A 16,563-nucleotide genomic window follows, 5' to 3' on the forward strand; every position below is an offset into this window, starting at 1 on the left:
TTAGTTCTTTTTAAATGGTAAACCGAAGTGAGTTAGTAATGCTTTAGCTTCTTTATCTGTTTTCGCAGTAGTAACGAAAGTGATGTCCATCCCTTGGATTTTTTTCACTTTGTCAATCACGATTTCAGGGAAGATAATCTGCTCAGTAATACCTAAGTTGTAGTTACCTCTACCATCAAAACCGTCAGCTTTGATTCCAGAGAAATCTCTGATACGAGGTAAAGCAGAAGCAGTAAGTCTGTCTAAGAACTCATACATTCTGTGAGCTCTCAACGTTACTTTTGCACCTACAGGCATACCTTTTCTAAGTTTGAATGCAGCCTCATCTTTCTTAGAGATTGTTCCTACTGCTTTCTGACCTGTAATGTTTGTCAATTCTTCTACAGCATAATCAATAATTTTCTTATCTGCAGTAGCATCTCCTAAACCTTGTGATACAACGATTTTCTCTAATCTAGGTACTTGCATGATTGACTTGTACCCAAATTCTTCCATCATTGCAGGAACAATTTGCTCTTTGTATATTTTTTTGGGTCTTGCTATAAATTCCATGTTAATTCAAATTATAAAGTTTCACCCGTTGCTTTGTTAACTCTCACTTTCTTATCTCCTTCGATTTTGTAACCGATTTTGATAGCTTTTCCGTCTTTACCAACTAAAGCTACGTTTGAGATATGAATAGAAGCTTCCTTTTCAGTAATTCCTCCTTGAGGATTTGAAGCTGAAGGCTTAACGTGTTTTTTAACGATGTTAAGTCCTGCAACGATTACTCTAGGGTCTTTTCCTTCTTTCTTGATCACTTCAATAACTTCACCAGTCTTACCTTTGATATCTTTCTTACCAGTAGTAATGATTACGTTATCTCCTCTTTTTATTTTTAACTTTGACATTTCTTTAAAAAATTTTAAAAATTAAAGTACTTCAGGAGCTAATGAAATGATTTTCATATATTCTTTGTCTCTCAACTCACGAGCAACTGGTCCGAAAACACGCGTTCCTCTCATTTCTCCCGCTGCGTTTAGTAATACACAAGCATTGTCGTCGAATTTGATGTATGAACCATCTTTTCTTCTTACTGCTTTTTTAGTTCTTACTACTACAGCTTTAGATACCTGACCTTTTTTAGCGTTTCCTGATGGTGTAGAATCCTTGATAGTAACAACGATTTTATCACCAACTGAAGCATATCTTCTTCTGGTTCCTCCCAGAACTCTAATAACTAGTACTTCTTTAGCACCTGTGTTATCAGCAACTTTTAATCTTGATTCTGTTTGTAACATTATTACTTAGCTTTTTCAATGATTCTTACTAATCTCCATCTCTTGCTCTTGCTCAAAGGTCTAGTTTCTTGGATAAGAACTGTATCACCTTCTGTGCATTCGTTGTTCTCGTCGTGTGCAGTATATTTTTTCGTTTTCAAAACGAATTTACCGTACATCGGGTGCTTTACTCTTGTAGTTTCACTAACAACAATAGTTTTTTCCATTTTATTGCTGGAAACCACTCCGATTCTTTCTTTTCTTAAATTTCTATCCATTGTAAAATGAAATTATTGTTTGTTAGTTAACTCAGTGTTTAGTCTTGCGATTGTTTTTCTCAAATCTCTGATTTGAATCGGGTTTTCAATTGGGCTGATTGCATGAGCTAATTTCAATTTAGAATATTGAGCTTTTGCTTCAGTTAATTGAGCTTGAATATCACCCGCGCTTAAATTTTTAATATCAGCATTTTTCATTGTATTCAAAGATTATAGAGGTTTAACAAAATCGTTAGCAACGATGAATTTAGTAACTACTGGTAATTTTTGTGCAGCAAGTCTTAAAGCTTCCTTAGCGATATCGTAAGGTACTCCTCCGATTTCGAACATAATTTTACCTGGTTTTACTACAGCTACCCAATATTCAACAGCACCCTTACCTTTACCCATACGTACTTCCGCTGGTTTTTTAGTAATTGGCTTATCTGGGAAGATTTTGATCCATAGTTGACCTTCTCTCTTCATGTATCTTGTTGCAGCGATACGAGCTGCTTCAATTTGTCTCGCAGTGATCCAAGCTCCTTCCGTTGCTTTGATCCCAAAAGTTCCGTAAGCAAGTTGACTACCTCTTTGGGCATTCCCCTTCATCTTCATCTTGTGAACTCTACGGAATTTGGTTCTTTTTGGTTGTAACATAATTTCTAAATTTTAGATTTTAGATTTTAGATTTTAGATTTTTTTTAATTTTAAAAAAGTAACGGTAATTTAAAATTCAAAATTTCTAATCTAAAATTTTAATTATTATTGTTATTGTTGTTGTTTTTTCTAGGTCTTCTGTTGTCTCTGTCTCCTCCTCTGTTTCCTCTGTCTGACTGACCTCCTTTTTTCTGTTGTCCCACTAATGGAGAAAGTTCTCTTTTACCGTAAACTTCACCTTTCATGATCCAAACTTTTACTCCTAATCTACCGTAAGTAGTGTGAGCTTCTGCCCAGTGGTAATCGATATCAGCTCTGAAAGTTGACAATGGAATTCTTCCTTCTTTGAAAGATTCTGATCTTGCCATTTCAGCTCCGTTCAATCTACCAGAGATTTGAACTTTGATACCTTCAGCACCCATTCTCATAGTACTTGCCATTGCCATTTTAACAGCTCTTCTGTAAGAAATTCTGTTTTCAATTTGCTTAGAAATACTATCAGCAACTAGTACAGCATCTAATTCAGGTCTTTTGATTTCGAAAATATTGATTTGAATATCCTTACCTGTAAGTTTCTTCAATTCTTCTTTCAATTTATCAACTTCCTGACCTCCTTTACCGATGATAAGTCCCGGTCTAGCAGTAGTGATTGTAACTGTTACTAATTTAAGTGTTCTTTCAATATAGATTTTTGAAATACCACCTTTAGATAATCTAGCTTCAAGGTATCTTCTGATTTTGTAGTCTTCAGCGATTCTGTCTCCATAATCGTTTCCACCAAACCAGTTAGAATCCCATCCTCTGATGATACCTAATCTATTACCAATTGGATTTGTCTTCTGTCCCATACCTTGATTAATTTTCTTTATTACCTAAGATTAATGTAACGTGGTTAGATCTTTTTCTGATTCTATACCCTCTACCTTGTGGAGCTGGTCTTAGTCTCTTCAATTGTCTTGCGCTATCCACGAAGATTTCTTTAACGATAAGGTTAGCTTCTTCAATATCCGCACCTTCGTTTTTAGTCTGCCAGTTTGCCATAGCAGAAAGAAGTAATTTTTCTAACTTGTTAGAAGCATCCTTCTTAGAATATTTTAGGATATAAAGAGCTTTATCTACCTGCTCTCCTCTAATGATATCAGCAACTAATCTCATTTTTCTTGGAGAAGACGGGCAATTATTTAATGAAGCTTTTACAACGTCTTTGTTAGCTTCTTTTCTTGCGATTGAACTATCTTGTTTTCTTGATCCCATGATTATCTGCTTCCTTTATTTTTGTTACCACCATGACCTCTGAAAGATCTTGTTGGAGAAAATTCGCCTAACTTGTGACCAACCATGTTTTCTGTAACATAAACAGGGATAAAAGATTTCCCGTTGTGTACAGCAATAGTTTGTCCTACGAAGTCCGGAGAGATCATCGATGCTCTAGACCAAGTTTTAATAACTGTCTTCTTACCAGACTCTATGTTTGTCTGAACCTTCTTATCTAAAGTATGATGAATGAATGGTCCTTTTTTAAGTGATCTTGCCATAATTATTTACGTTTAGATATGATATGACGGTTAGACGCTTTATTTTTCTTTCTGGTTTTGTAACCTTTAGCAGGCATACCATTTCTAGATCTTGGGTGACCTCCTGAAGAACGCCCTTCACCACCTCCCATTGGGTGATCTACTGGGTTCATTACAACCGCTCTTGTTCTTGGTCTTCTACCTAACCATCTGCTTCTACCAGCCTTACCTGATACAGTTAACTGGTGGTCAGAGTTAGAAACAGATCCAATCATTGCCATACATTCAGTAAGGATCATTCTAGATTCTCCTGAAGGTAACTTGATGATTGCATATTTTCCGTCTCTTGAAGTTAATTGAGCTGAAGAACCAGCACTTCTTGCTAAAATAGCACCTTGGCCAGGCTTCATTTCAACACAAGAAATCACAGTACCTAATGGAATGTTTTTCAACTTCATTGCGTTCCCTACATTTGGTTCTACGCTTTCACCAGAAATTACTTTCTGATCAACTTTGATACCGTTTGGAGCGATGATATATCTCTTCTCTCCATCAGCATACTCTAGTAAAGCGATAAATGCAGTTCTGTTTGGATCATACTCTACAGTTTTTACAGTTGCTTCAACGTTTGCTTTGTTTCTTTTGAAGTCAATAATTCTGTATTTCTTTTTGTGTCCACCTCCGGTGTAACGCATGGTCATTTTACCAGTTTGGTTACGTCCACCTGACTTACTAATACCAACTGTTAGAGATTTCTCTGGTTTGTTGGTAGTAATTTCTTCAAAATTGTTAACAATTCTGAATCTCTGTCCCGGGGTGATAGGTTTTAATTTTCTAACAGACATTACTATTATATATAATTAATAATTAATTTACAGCAAAAATATCGATAACCTCACCTTCAGCAAGTTTGATTACCGCTTTTTTCAATTTGTTTGTCTTTCCTACTTGAAGACCTTTTTTAGTGTATTTTGAAGAAACCTTCGGAGCATAAATCATTGTGTTAACGTCTGCTACTTTTACACCGTAAGCTGCTTCAACAGCCTTTTTAATCTGGATCTTATTCGACTTAGGGTTAACTAAGAAAGAATAAGTACCTCTTAAATCTGTAAGGTAGTTAGCCTTTTCTGAAATAACTGGTTTAATAATAACTGACATGACTTATTTCTTTAAATTTTCCTGGAATTTTTCAACTGCACCTTCGAAGAAAATGATCTCACCAGCATTTACTAAATCGTAAGAACTGATTTCGTTGAAGTTCATTACTTTAGTTTTAGGTAAGTTTCTTGAAGATAAATACACATTCTTGTTAGCTTCAGGAAGAACGAATAAAGATTTTTTACCGTTAAGTTCCAATGCATTTAATACATTGATGAAATCTTTAGTCTTAGGAGCATCAAAGCTCACATCTTCTAAAACTTTAATGCTGTTGTCTCTCATTTTCTGAGATAAAACAGATTTCTTAGCCAATCTCTTAAGAGCTTTGTTCAATTTGAATCTGTAGTCTCTTGGTTTTGGTCCGAATACTCTACCTCCACCTCTGAAAGTTGGAGATTTGATATCACCATATCTAGCAGATCCTGATCCTTTTTGCTTCTTAAGCTTTTTAGTAGAAGCAGTAATTTCGCTTCTTTCTTTTGCTTTATGAGTTCCTTGTCTTTGTGCAGCAAGGTACTGTTTAACTTCTAAGTAAACCGCGTGCTGATTTGGCTCAATTCCGAATACTGTTTCGTCTAGAGTTACTTTTCTTCCGGTCTCTTTTCCTGATGTATTTAATACTACTAGTTCCATTTTCTGATAATTACATAAGAATTTTTAGCTCCCGGAACAGCACCTTTTACTACTAAAAGATTTTGTTCTTGATCAACTTTTAACACTTGAAGGTTTTGAACAGTTACCTGCTCACCTCCCATTCTTCCAGCCATTCTCATCCCTTTGAATACTCTTGAAGGGTCTGAACCAGCACCGATAGAACCTGGAGCTCTAAGTCTGTTGTGCTGACCATGAGTTGCCTGCATTACACCTCCAAATCCGTGTCTTTTAACAACACCCTGGAAGCCTTTACCTTTTGAAGTTCCTGTTACGTCAACATATTCACCTTCGATGAATAAATCAACTTTTACTTCTTCTCCTACTTTCACATCAGCGAATCCATTGTGGAATTCTACTAATTTAGCTTTAGGAGCAGAACCAGCCTTTTTAAAATGGCCAGCTAACGCTTTACCAACGTTCTTCTCACTCTTGTCATCGAAACCTAACTGCACAGCTGTATAACCGTCGTTTTCTAAGGTTCTGACCTGTAAAACCGAGCATGGACCTGCTTGAATAACTGTACAAGGAATGTTTTTTCCTTCTTCGTTAAACAAAGATGTCATACCGATTTTTTTACCAATAATACCTGACATTGTTTATATTATAATAAAATTTATCCTTTATTTATCCCCATTTTTCGGAAGTCTGAAGTAATTTCTACTTTTGATATAGGCATACTACGCCCCTAAAATGAGTGTGCAAATGTATGAATAATTTTGTAACTGACAAATATTTTGACTAAAATATTTTGATTTTTAATCAATTAGATGATTTTAAAAAAATTCAGAACAAATTTCTCCAAGATTTATTTTGATTTTTAAAAAGAAATTAAGATGAAGACGTTACCGGGCAATCACTTTCACTCCTGCTTCTTCCAGTTTAACCCTGTCTTCAGCACAGATACCATCATCGGTAATCAAATAATCCACCTGATCCAAATCCGCAATCTTTCCAAATCCTTTTTTATTCAATTTTGAGGAATCCGCGAGAATAACCGTCTGATCCGCACATTCCATCATAATCTGATTCAAATGAGCTTCTGCAGCATTGGAAGTACTGATTCCAAATTCAGGATCAATCCCGTCCACTCCCATAAAAAGTTTATTACATGAAAACTGTTTGAGGATTCCTTCGGAAATAGATCCTACTATAGAAGTAGAGCTCTTTCGTACTTCTCCTCCTAATTGTATAATATTAATATTAGGATTATTACAAAGTTCAATGGCTACCCGTAAAGAAGATGTCAATACAGTAAGCGGCCCAAAGTTCATCAACATCCTGGCAAGATAATGCATGGTTGTTCCGGATGCCAGAATAATACAGTCGTTTTCCTGAATCAATGACAGTGCAGCTTTTGCAATAACCTGCTTGGCCTCCACATTGATATTTTCTTTTTCCCCAACATTTTTTTCATAAGCATATCTTACCTGCTTACTCGCTCCTCCATGATTTCTGAAAAGAAGCCCCAGACTTTCGAGATAGTTCAAATCCTTTCGGATCGTAACTGAAGATACATTGAGCTTTTCACACAGATCCTGCACAAGTACATGCCCTTTCTCATCCAGCTCTTTAAGTATTTGATCCTGCCTTGGTAATAGCTTTTCCATTTTATTCGTTTCATCAAAAATACCGTTTTTTTTCGACATCTTAAAATTTCATTTATTTTCTTTTTGCTTTCATTTTTAATTTATATATTTGAAAACGAAACATAAACGAAACATTTATGAAACGAAACGAAGAACTTAGTAAGTTAACCCATGTAAAAGAATGGGACTTTATTGTCATAGGAGGAGGAGCCAGTGGTTTAGGTTCAGCATTAGATGCTGTAAGCAGAGGATTCAAAACATTATTGCTTGAATCTCATGACTTTGCAAAAGCAACATCCAGCAGAAGTACCAAATTGGTACACGGTGGAGTTAGATATCTTGCCCAGGGAGATGTCGGATTGGTAAAAGAAGCATTGAAAGAAAGAGGACTCTTAGCAAAAAATGCAGCACATATCGTAAAAAATCAGTCTTTTATTATTCCCAACTATACATGGTGGGGAGGAATCTATTATAAGATAGGATTATCAATTTATGATTTTCTTGCCGGAAAACTGAGTTTAGGTAAAACAAAATACATCAGCAAATCAAAAACCGTTGAAAAGCTTCCTACTATTGAACAAAACCATTTGATGAGTGGGGTTGTTTACCAGGACGGACAATTTGACGATGCCAGACTTGCGATTAACCTTACCCAAACCATCATTGAAAAAGGCGGAAGTGCCGTTAATTATGTAAAAGTAGTTAATCTTCTGAAAGATGCTTCTGATAAAGTCATCGGTGTGGTTGCAGAAGATCAGTTTTCCAAAGAGCAATATCAGATTCATGGTAAAGTAGTCATCAATGCTACAGGGGTATTTACCAATGATATTCTTAATATGAATAATCCTAAACATGGTAAGCTGGTAGTACCAAGCCAGGGAATTCACCTTGTACTAGATAAATCCTTCCTGAAAAGTGATGATGCCATCATGATTCCGAAGACATCAGACGGCAGGGTTTTATTTGTTGTTCCATGGCATGACAGAGCGTTGGTAGGAACTACAGATACGCTTTTAAAAGATGAAAGTTTTGAACCGCGTGCCCTGGAAGAAGAAATCAACTTTGTTTTAAATACCGCAAGACAATATCTGGCTAAAAAACCAACGCGTGAAGATGTAAAATCTGTTTTCGCAGGTCTTCGTCCGCTTGCTGCTCCTAAAGACGGAAGCAAAAGCACAAAAGAAGTTTCCCGAAGCCATAAGGTTATTGCATCTGACACCGGATTAATTTCCATCATTGGTGGAAAATGGACTACTTACCGTAAAATGGCCGAAGATACCATTGATAAAGCAATGGAAGTTCACAAGCTTGGTAATAGTACTTCTAAAACAGAACACATGTCTATTCATGGAAATGTAAAACCAGAACAGGTAGACCGAACGAACCATCTCTATGTTTACGGATCTGATATTCCTGCTATCAAAGCATTACAGGAAAGCAATTCGCGTTATGCTCAAAAGATCCACCCTGATCATCCTTTTACTGTAGCAGAAGTGGTATGGGCCGTAAGAGCTGAAATGGCAGAAACCATCGAAGATATTCTGGCAAGAAGAGTCCGTTTACTGTTCCTGGATGCAAGAGCAGCAATAGACAGTGCTCATAATGTAGCAAGAATCATTGCTGAAGAAAAAGGATATTCTGAAGAATGGGCTCAGCAGCAGGAAAATGAATTCATTGAATTAGCAAAAGGGTATTTATTAACTCCTTACTCACCTAAAGTTATCAACCTAAATTAGCATTATATACATGAATGAAAAACTAATTCTCGCTCTTGACCAGGGAACAACTTCCTCCAGAGCGATTCTCTTCAATCACAGTGGAGAAATAGAATATGTATCTCAAAAAGATTTCAGACAAATATTTCCTACTCCGGGTTGGGTAGAACACGATCCCAATGAAATTTGGTCTTCACAGATCTCCGTAGCAGCAGAAATTATTGCGAAAGCAGGAATCTCCGGACTTGAAGTTGCAGCTATCGGAATTACCAATCAACGTGAAACAACAATCGTTTGGGATAAGGAAACCGGTGAGCCCATCTACAATGCAATTGTATGGCAGGACCGCAGAACTTCAAAATATTGTGATGAACTGAAAGAGCAGGGACATGCAGAAACGATCAAAGAAAAAACAGGACTTGTTCTGGATGCCTACTTTTCAGCAACCAAATTAAAATGGATTCTTGATCATGTAGAAGGAGCAAGACAAAAAGCTGAAGAAGGAAAATTATGTTTTGGAACCGTTGACACATGGCTTGTATGGAAGCTTACCCGTGGAAAAATGTTTATTACGGATGTTTCCAATGCCAGCAGAACAATGCTTTTAAACATTCATACACTAGAATGGGATAATGATTTATTAGAATTATTCGACATTCCTAGAAACGTTCTTCCTGAAGTAAAACAAAGCAGTGAAATATATGGAGAAACTGCTACTACTCTATTCTCTACCAAAATTCCTATTGCCGGAATTGCCGGAGACCAGCAGGCTGCCTTATTCGGACAGATGTGCACCACTCCGGGAATGGTAAAAAACACCTATGGAACAGGATGCTTCTTATTAATGAACACAGGAGCAGAAGCTGTTTCTTCTAAAAACAATCTTCTTACAACAGTAGCCTGGAAAATCAATGGAGAAGTCAACTATGCACTGGAAGGAAGTGTATTTGTAGGAGGTGCAGCTATTCAATGGCTAAGAGACGGTCTTAAGCTTATCCGTTCTTCTGAGGAAGTAAACAAACTGGCTGCTTCTGTACCAGATAATGGCGGAGTTTATTTTGTACCTGCACTGACTGGTCTCGGCGCTCCTTACTGGGATCAGTATGCCCGTGGAACAATTGTAGGAATTACCCGAGGTACCACTGATGCCCATATTGCAAGAGCCACACTGGAAGGAATTGCATTTCAGGTTTATGATATTGTAAAAGCTATGGAAGCCGATTCCGGAACAGCCAGTCTTGAATTAAGAGTAGACGGCGGCGCCTCTGCCAGCGATCTTCTGATGCAGATACAGTCTGACCTTTTCGGATTTAAAATTACAAGGCCAAAAACATTGGAAACCACTGCACTTGGAGCTGCCTATCTTGCCGGACTTGCAGTAGGATACTGGAAAAGTATAGACGAAATCCAGGAACAGTGGATTGTAGACAAAGACTTCCACCCTCAATTGGACAGAGAAAAAGTGGATAAAATGACCCACTTCTGGAAGAAAGCGGTAAAAAGCGCTCAAAGCTGGATAGAAGATTAACTCACATATCAAAAAAACTTATATGACCCCATTTATTGCAGAAGTTATCGGTACGATGCTTCTTATATTGTTAGGCAACGGTGTTGTAGCCAATGTTGTCTTAAAAGGTACGAAAGGAAATAATTCCGGATGGATTGTGATTACTACCGCATGGGCATTAGCCGTATTTGTGGGAGTAACCGTTGCAGGGCCAATAAGTGGGGCCCATCTGAATCCGGCTGTAACGATTGGTCTTGCAGCTGCAGGGAAATTTTCATGGGATCTCGTCCCTTCTTATATCGCAGCCCAAATGATTGGAGGAATGTTGGGAGCTTTTCTGGTATGGCTGTTTCATAAAGATCACTTTGCTATTACAGAAGATGAAGGCGCAAAACTGGCTTGTTTCAGTACCACTCCTGCTATCAGAAAAACATCGTCTAACCTTATCAGCGAAATTATCGGAACATTTGTACTGGTATTCTGTGTCTTTTATTTTGCAGATCCAAGCATTTCTTTACAGGCAGATCCAACTGCTAAAGTAGGATTGGGTTCTATCGGAGCCATTCCCGTTACGTTTGTAGTATGGGCAATCGGTTTATCTCTTGGAGGAACTACAGGGTATGCCATTAACCCGGCAAGAGATCTTGCTCCAAGAATCATGCACGCCATTTTACCTGTAAAAGGGAGCAGTGATTGGGGATATGCATGGATTCCTGTAGTAGGTCCTGTTACAGGAGCTATTATCGCTGCCGTTTTATATGGATTTCTAAAATAGTAACAGATGATGAGAAAAGTCTTACAAGGAATCTTCCTACTTGCTATAGGCACAGGAAGGTTATTTTCACAGGAAAATGGCGAAACCAAGGAAACTAAAGAAGGGAGGCTTGATTTTACGGCCAACATTCAGAACAATCACCTATGGAGAGGCCTTATTATTACTGATAAACCGGTGGTAATGGGTAATCTTTCTTATGCCTTAGACGCAGAAAAGAAATGGAAAGTAGGAATCTGGGGAGCTTCTGCATTAGCGGATGATAAAGACAATACCCATTATAAAGAGATCAATTATTATGTTCAATATTCTGACGGACGTTTTTATATCGGATTATGGGATCTTTATAATTCCAGGAATATCAATACTGCTGTGGCCGCTGATGATATCTTCAGTTATTCGCAGAGAAGAACGGCTCATATCATTGACTTAAGAACAAACTACACTTTCGGACCTTCATTCCCTATTAATATTGAAGCTGATATTATGCTCTATGGAGGAGCTAATGCGGGAGAAGTTATCCTTGAAGCCGACGGAAGCTATAAGAAAAACAGATATTCTACTTACATTCAGGCAAGTTATCCTGTTATTAAGGGGCAGAAAGTAAATCTGGACGCATTTGTAGGAGCAGGATTTGCTCTCAACGACAAAACATTCCTGTATGGCAATGGTAAAAACAGTTTCGACATTGTAAATGTAGGTCTAAAGGCTGGAAAAGTGGTGAAGATCACTGATCATTACAGTCTTCCTGTATCAATGATGGCTATGTGGAATCCATCCAATAAGTATGCAAGAATTCAGCTTGCAGCAACCGTTTTTTAATTTGACTTTAACTCAATTATAGAAAGCCACTTCGTTTAGGAGTGGTTTTATTTTTCAAAGAACCTCCCCATCAACGGATTAGATTTACCTCTTCAAAATAACCAATCTGTACGGTATATCTTTTACAGTTTACAATAACCGTATTTTTACGGTCGATGTTTTGCTGAAATATCTTTACTTTTGAAAAAAAATATCTATGAAAAAGTTTTTCAGTGTAATGATTCTGTGCATCAGTATTTTTACATGGGCACAGCAGACAGAAGTTCCTTTTATTGGATACAGAGCTTTTGATATTATGAAGGGGTATAGTGGCACCGGTACTCCTCATTATTATGTGGATGTAAAAAATAATGGGGATGTCCATTTTGGATATGTCCAGGTGAATCAGGCTAGCGGAGAAGAAACAACGGAGGAGATCAATGCAGGAAAATATGCTCCGAATAAGGTAATGAAAGTGGTTTTTAAAAAATATGAGGAAACGTTTTTCGTGAAATTCGACAAAGAAAAGATTTACCTTACCGATGAAAAGGGAAACGTTAAAAATCTTGAAGGCTGCTGCTCATCTTCTGATAGCATCAAAAAAGAAACTTGTACCTGCGAAAGCGAATTTTTTAAGTAGTATAATAATATATAGAGAAAGCCATTCCATTTGGGATGGTTTTCTTGTTGTTGGGAACCACCCCGTCAAATTATAAATTTGCACCCCTCCGGAGGAGGGGAATAGTTATACAATCTACTGCATTGGAACAAGTCATAGTACGTAAATACGATATTCTTTTGCTTCTGACCTTTAATCACCGGGATTTTACGGTTTATATTCTGCCAAAATATCTTTAATTTTGAAGGGTGATTTACACCAATGAAACATTTTAAAATTTTATTTCTACTTCTTCTCTTTCTTACTGTATCATGCAACAGGAAAGAGCATCATTCTTACACATTTTATTACTGGAAAACCAAACTGAAGCTTGACAATGCAGAAAAGAAAGCATTGGATAAAGCCTCAATTCCTTATTTATATACCAGATTCTTTGATGTAGATAAAGTGAACGGGAAATTTCAGCCGGTGGCAGTGATTACCAAAGACCAAAGTTTTCAGACAGACAAGCAGATTGTTCCTACAGTTTTCATTACCAATCAGACGTTACTGGGCATTTCTGCGGAAGAGATCAAATTCCTGGCAGAAAGCATTCATTTATTGGTTCAAAAGAAAACAGAAGAATATCAACTGAAAACCTATCCTGAAATTCAAATCGACTGTGACTGGACTGCCGGAACACGGAACGATTATTTTAAATTCCTGAAAGAACTGAAGAGAGTTTCCGGAAAAGAAATTACCTGCACACTTCGTCTTCATCAGGTGAAGGATAAAAAACAAACCGGGATTCCTCCTGTTGAAAAAGTATATCTGATGTGCTACTCTACTTCTTCGCCATTGAAAAAGTCTGATAAGAATTCTATTCTGGATGTGAATATCTTAAAAAGCTATCTTTCAAAAATTGAAGAGTATCCTATCAAAAAAATTGAAGTCGCACTTCCTATTTATTCATGGGGAATTGTCACCAACCATTTGGAAAAACATAAACTCATCAATGCTTTATCCAAAAGAGATCTGGAAAATCCGAATTTCAAAAAGATATCCGACTATGAAATTGAGGTTCTGAAAGACGGATTCTACTTTGGAAGTTATTTAAACAAAGGCTTCAAAATAAAGGTAGAAGAAATAGCTGAAGAACAGCTTGAAGAAGTAGTTTCGTTTTTGGAGAAAAAAATTCCACACTTTACTATTATTTATTATCAATTAGATAGTAAATTTGTGTTAGATCGGAAATTTTAAATCTCCCTGAGACAGAGACCTGCCAACGGCCAGAACCAAACCATACAATATTAAAACTAAAAACACTACACACCCTATGAAAAAGTATATTCTTTCACTTGCGGTTGTATCACTTTTCTATACACAATCTGATGCCTGCGCGTGGTCAGATCCTGATTATGATTACTTCAACCTTTTTACGCAAACCATTATCAAGGACAAAGCGTATCTTCCTTTTCTGCACAACTATTCAAGCAGGTTTTATGGAGGTTACAACTCATCATTGATCCCTGATGACAATGTGGAAACATGGAAAAAGTTTTTTAATAATCAGCTCAGTTATTCTGAAACCCAGAATCTGGTGTATAAGATCAGCATGAACGACCTGAATGCTTTAAAGAACGGAAATCCCACAAATCCTCTTTTACAAAAGCTCGGTACAGGATTTTACTCAAAATATAAAGAGGCTATTGATTATTTAATTGAAGCCAAATATCTTGAGCCTTTTATGAGCATCAATTATGTTGAAAGTGAGAATTCATTTTATTACGACAGAGATGCCAGCAGAAAAAATGCAACAGCTCTTGATTATCATAAAACTATTGCCGCCTTAACTTCTTTGTACAATGCAGCAAGAAATCCCGAAATCAAACAACGTTACGGGTATCAGCTGGTTCGTCTGAATCATTATACAAGAAACTATGATTCTGCAGTACAGGCTTTTAAAACTTATGTGGCTCCCATAAAATTAAAAGGATCGGTTTACTTTATGTCTCTGGATCAACTGGCAGGAGCACAAAGAGGATTGGAAATGAACAGTGATGCCAACTGGAACTTCTTTCAGGTATTCATGAATAGTAAAGACCGTAAGGAATCTGCATTTGTTTCTATGAAGCTTTCTGATACGGCATCTTTCAGCAATATCATGAAAAGAGCCAATACGAATGAAGAAAAGAATATGGCTTATTTCCTTTTAGGATATGAAGACTTCAACAATCCTATTCCAATGATGGAAAAAATGTATGAAATCAATCCTGATTCTGAAATTCTGAAAGTAATGGCTGCCAGAAGTATCAATGAGCTGGAAAGAAGCTATTTGCCTACGTATTACTATACTTCAGAGGCTCAAAAGGTATCGGCAAAAGAAAACTCTGTGAACGACGCTGCAAAAAACAATTCTACAGCTCAAACAAAACCTGAAGTAAAGGAAGAAAAACTTTCTTTCTGGCAGAAAATTGTAAGGTTCTTTAAAAATCTTTTCGGCGGTTCGAAATCTGAAAAAACAGGTGATAGTGCTAAAGCTGATCAAAGTGATGATGAGTTATTTAGTAATCCTGACCGAATTCCATTCTATAACAGAACAGGTTATTACTACGATGAAAAAACACAGGATTTCCTTGATGATCTGGAGAAATTCACTGATAAAACAAAAGAAAAATCCAAAGATGAATACTGGCAGATTGCCGATGCTTATCTCAAATTTTTAAAGAAAGATTACAAAGGAAGTTCTGAAATTCTGGACGACATCAAAACAGCTAACCCTGAATATCTGGAGGAAATCAAAAGAATGAAAGTTCTGAATGATATTGTTTCCCAGCCTAAAATTGATGCAGAATATGAAGATCACCTGATGAAAGATTATGCGGAATATTTCGTAGAGAAAAAAGTAGAAAAAGACACCGCGGCTACAGATAATTTCGATTATTATGGTGAAGTACCTTCTACTGCAGATTTCCTTAAAGATGTTATTGCTAACCGTTATTTCCTTCAGGGAGAAGACGGAAAATCTTTCCTGATGAACAATAAGCTCTCTGATCTCCAGTACAATCCAAATTCCAACTTAGTGAAAAGTGTGGAAGAGTTTTACAGAAAGCCCAATAAAACTCAGTTTGAACAACAGATCATTGCCAAAAACATGGACAGTGTAGGCAATATTGATGCCTTCTTCAGTACCATTTATGGAGACAGAGCCATGAGGCTTGCCGATTTTGAAAAGGCAAAAGCTTATTATGGAAAAGCAAAAAGCTTTGCAGGTATTCCAAGACAGAATTATGAATGGACAGAAAAGAATGGGCAGACCATCACTCCAAAACAATATGCACCCGCAGAGTATGACGGATTTAAAAACATTTCAAATCTTGTATTCGGACATAATGTTTGGGAGAGTTTCGGAAGTCCTGATGCTGAAAGTATGAAAGCCGAAAACTATACAGATTTCCCTTTCATCAAAACAAGTATGGATAAACTTGAACTGGCAGACGCACTGATTCAACTTAAAAAGATTGGAAACGGAACGGATGAAAAAGCAGCAAAAGCCAACCAGCTTATCGGAAACTTATTGTACAACACCTCCATTTTAGGCTATTACCGTCAATTGTTTGTTATGGATATTGATAACAGCAACGGAGGTAAATACGACTTCTGGAATACGGACAGAAAGAATCCTTATAAGTATTATTATAAAAACTTCCTTGATACCTCTTATATTGAACCTGACAATTTTGATCTGTCTATCAATTATTATCAAAAAGCACTTAAGCTTTCCAATAATAAAGAAGAAAAAGCAAGAATCCTATTCCAGATGGCAAGTGCTGAACAGGGGAAATATTACCAGTATGAAGCGAAAGCTCCAAAAGATTTTGATTATTCAGATCCGAAATGGTCTGAAAAAGAAGACGCCCGCCAAAAGGAAATGGACCAACTTAAAAACCAGAAATACAGAACCTACTTTGCTCAGCTAAAAGCTCAGTATTCTGACACTGAAACAACGAAGAGCCTTATGGGCAGCTGTAGTTATTTCAGTTATTTCATGAGATAATATCTTCCATAAAAAAACCTCTGAGTGA

Annotated in this window: 21 protein-coding genes; 7 read left to right on the forward strand and 14 right to left on the reverse strand. The window is 36.9% G+C overall.

The genetic code is table 11. The annotated features are described in order from the left end of the window. The 14 genes from rplE to ODR02_RS03810 all read right to left on the reverse strand — a co-directional run bounded on the left by rplE (window position 1) and on the right by ODR02_RS03810 (window position 7,106). Window positions 1-552, reverse strand: a complete 552-nt coding sequence (gene rplE, locus ODR02_RS03745; RefSeq protein WP_105683336.1) for a 50S ribosomal protein L5 — start codon at window positions 550-552, stop codon at window positions 1-3. A gap of 11 nt (window positions 553-563) precedes the next feature. After that, window positions 564-890, reverse strand: coding sequence for a 50S ribosomal protein L24 (gene rplX, locus ODR02_RS03750; RefSeq protein WP_105683335.1), 327 nt, complete (start codon window positions 888-890; stop codon window positions 564-566). Window positions 891-911: 21 nt separating this feature from the next. Beyond that, complete coding sequence (gene rplN / locus ODR02_RS03755; protein ID WP_002983226.1) at window positions 912-1,280, reverse strand: 50S ribosomal protein L14; 369 nt, start codon at window positions 1,278-1,280, stop codon at window positions 912-914. 2 nt (window positions 1,281-1,282) lie between these two features. Continuing rightward, window positions 1,283-1,537 carry a 30S ribosomal protein S17 gene (gene rpsQ, locus ODR02_RS03760; RefSeq protein WP_027371715.1) on the reverse strand — a complete coding sequence of 85 codons (255 nt, stop codon included), beginning with the start codon at window positions 1,535-1,537 and terminating at the stop codon, window positions 1,283-1,285. A 12-nt stretch (window positions 1,538-1,549) separates the two neighbouring features. Continuing rightward, window positions 1,550-1,735 (reverse strand): 50S ribosomal protein L29, encoded by a 186-nt coding sequence (gene rpmC / locus ODR02_RS03765; protein WP_034694678.1) that lies wholly within the window; start codon window positions 1,733-1,735, stop codon window positions 1,550-1,552. A 12-nt stretch (window positions 1,736-1,747) separates the two neighbouring features. Beyond that, the gene (rplP, locus tag ODR02_RS03770; RefSeq protein WP_029297776.1) at window positions 1,748-2,173 is read right to left on the reverse strand and encodes a 50S ribosomal protein L16; all 426 of its coding nucleotides are present in this window, start codon (window positions 2,171-2,173) and stop codon (window positions 1,748-1,750) included. A gap of 98 nt (window positions 2,174-2,271) precedes the next feature. Continuing rightward, window positions 2,272-3,021 carry a 30S ribosomal protein S3 gene (gene rpsC / locus ODR02_RS03775; RefSeq protein ID WP_034694675.1) on the reverse strand — a complete coding sequence of 250 codons (750 nt, stop codon included), beginning with the start codon at window positions 3,019-3,021 and terminating at the stop codon, window positions 2,272-2,274. A 7-nt stretch (window positions 3,022-3,028) separates the two neighbouring features. Then, window positions 3,029-3,427, reverse strand: coding sequence for a 50S ribosomal protein L22 (rplV, locus tag ODR02_RS03780; protein WP_047096818.1), 399 nt, complete (start codon window positions 3,425-3,427; stop codon window positions 3,029-3,031). A 2-nt stretch (window positions 3,428-3,429) separates the two neighbouring features. Beyond that, window positions 3,430-3,708 carry a 30S ribosomal protein S19 gene (rpsS, locus tag ODR02_RS03785; protein WP_034702850.1) on the reverse strand — a complete coding sequence of 93 codons (279 nt, stop codon included), beginning with the start codon at window positions 3,706-3,708 and terminating at the stop codon, window positions 3,430-3,432. Between the two features lie 2 nt (window positions 3,709-3,710). Further along, window positions 3,711-4,532 (reverse strand): 50S ribosomal protein L2, encoded by an 822-nt coding sequence (rplB, locus tag ODR02_RS03790; RefSeq protein ID WP_105683334.1) that lies wholly within the window; start codon window positions 4,530-4,532, stop codon window positions 3,711-3,713. A gap of 22 nt (window positions 4,533-4,554) precedes the next feature. After that, the gene (rplW, locus tag ODR02_RS03795) at window positions 4,555-4,845 is read right to left on the reverse strand and encodes a 50S ribosomal protein L23 (RefSeq protein WP_105683333.1); all 291 of its coding nucleotides are present in this window, start codon (window positions 4,843-4,845) and stop codon (window positions 4,555-4,557) included. A 3-nt stretch (window positions 4,846-4,848) separates the two neighbouring features. Next, complete coding sequence (gene rplD, locus ODR02_RS03800; RefSeq protein ID WP_105683332.1) at window positions 4,849-5,478, reverse strand: 50S ribosomal protein L4; 630 nt, start codon at window positions 5,476-5,478, stop codon at window positions 4,849-4,851. Then, entirely contained in the window at window positions 5,469-6,092 is a 624-nt protein-coding gene (gene rplC, locus ODR02_RS03805) for a 50S ribosomal protein L3 (protein ID WP_105683331.1), read from the reverse strand. Before rplC ends, rplD begins: the two co-directional genes overlap by 10 nt. A gap of 249 nt (window positions 6,093-6,341) precedes the next feature. After that, entirely contained in the window at window positions 6,342-7,106 is a 765-nt protein-coding gene (locus ODR02_RS03810; protein WP_209789207.1) for a DeoR/GlpR family DNA-binding transcription regulator, read from the reverse strand. A gap of 116 nt (window positions 7,107-7,222) precedes the next feature. Between ODR02_RS03810 and ODR02_RS03815 the strand changes: the two genes are divergently transcribed. The 7 genes from ODR02_RS03815 to ODR02_RS03845 all read left to right on the forward strand — a co-directional run bounded on the left by ODR02_RS03815 (window position 7,223) and on the right by ODR02_RS03845 (window position 16,535). Beyond that, window positions 7,223-8,821 carry a glycerol-3-phosphate dehydrogenase/oxidase gene (locus ODR02_RS03815; protein WP_209786165.1) on the forward strand — a complete coding sequence of 533 codons (1,599 nt, stop codon included), beginning with the start codon at window positions 7,223-7,225 and terminating at the stop codon, window positions 8,819-8,821. Between the two features lie 10 nt (window positions 8,822-8,831). After that, window positions 8,832-10,328, forward strand: coding sequence for a glycerol kinase GlpK (gene glpK, locus ODR02_RS03820; protein WP_309511653.1), 1,497 nt, complete (start codon window positions 8,832-8,834; stop codon window positions 10,326-10,328). A gap of 22 nt (window positions 10,329-10,350) precedes the next feature. After that, window positions 10,351-11,082 carry an MIP/aquaporin family protein gene (locus tag ODR02_RS03825; protein WP_209786167.1) on the forward strand — a complete coding sequence of 244 codons (732 nt, stop codon included), beginning with the start codon at window positions 10,351-10,353 and terminating at the stop codon, window positions 11,080-11,082. Window positions 11,083-11,088: 6 nt separating this feature from the next. Beyond that, window positions 11,089-11,901 carry a hypothetical protein gene (locus ODR02_RS03830; protein ID WP_408914964.1) on the forward strand — a complete coding sequence of 271 codons (813 nt, stop codon included), beginning with the start codon at window positions 11,089-11,091 and terminating at the stop codon, window positions 11,899-11,901. Window positions 11,902-12,097: 196 nt separating this feature from the next. Next, complete coding sequence (locus tag ODR02_RS03835) at window positions 12,098-12,520, forward strand: hypothetical protein (RefSeq protein WP_309511654.1); 423 nt, start codon at window positions 12,098-12,100, stop codon at window positions 12,518-12,520. 240 nt (window positions 12,521-12,760) lie between these two features. Further along, a complete protein-coding gene (locus ODR02_RS03840) occupies window positions 12,761-13,738 on the forward strand; it encodes a hypothetical protein (protein ID WP_309511655.1) in 978 nt (325 codons plus the stop codon). Window positions 13,739-13,814: 76 nt separating this feature from the next. Next, window positions 13,815-16,535 carry a hypothetical protein gene (locus tag ODR02_RS03845; protein WP_309511656.1) on the forward strand — a complete coding sequence of 907 codons (2,721 nt, stop codon included), beginning with the start codon at window positions 13,815-13,817 and terminating at the stop codon, window positions 16,533-16,535. The last annotated feature ends 28 nt before the right edge of the window (window positions 16,536-16,563 follow it).

Source organism: Chryseobacterium sp. CFS2 (assembly GCF_036543225.1).
GTDB classification, from domain to species: Bacteria; Bacteroidota; Bacteroidia; order Flavobacteriales; family Weeksellaceae; genus Chryseobacterium; species Chryseobacterium culicis_A.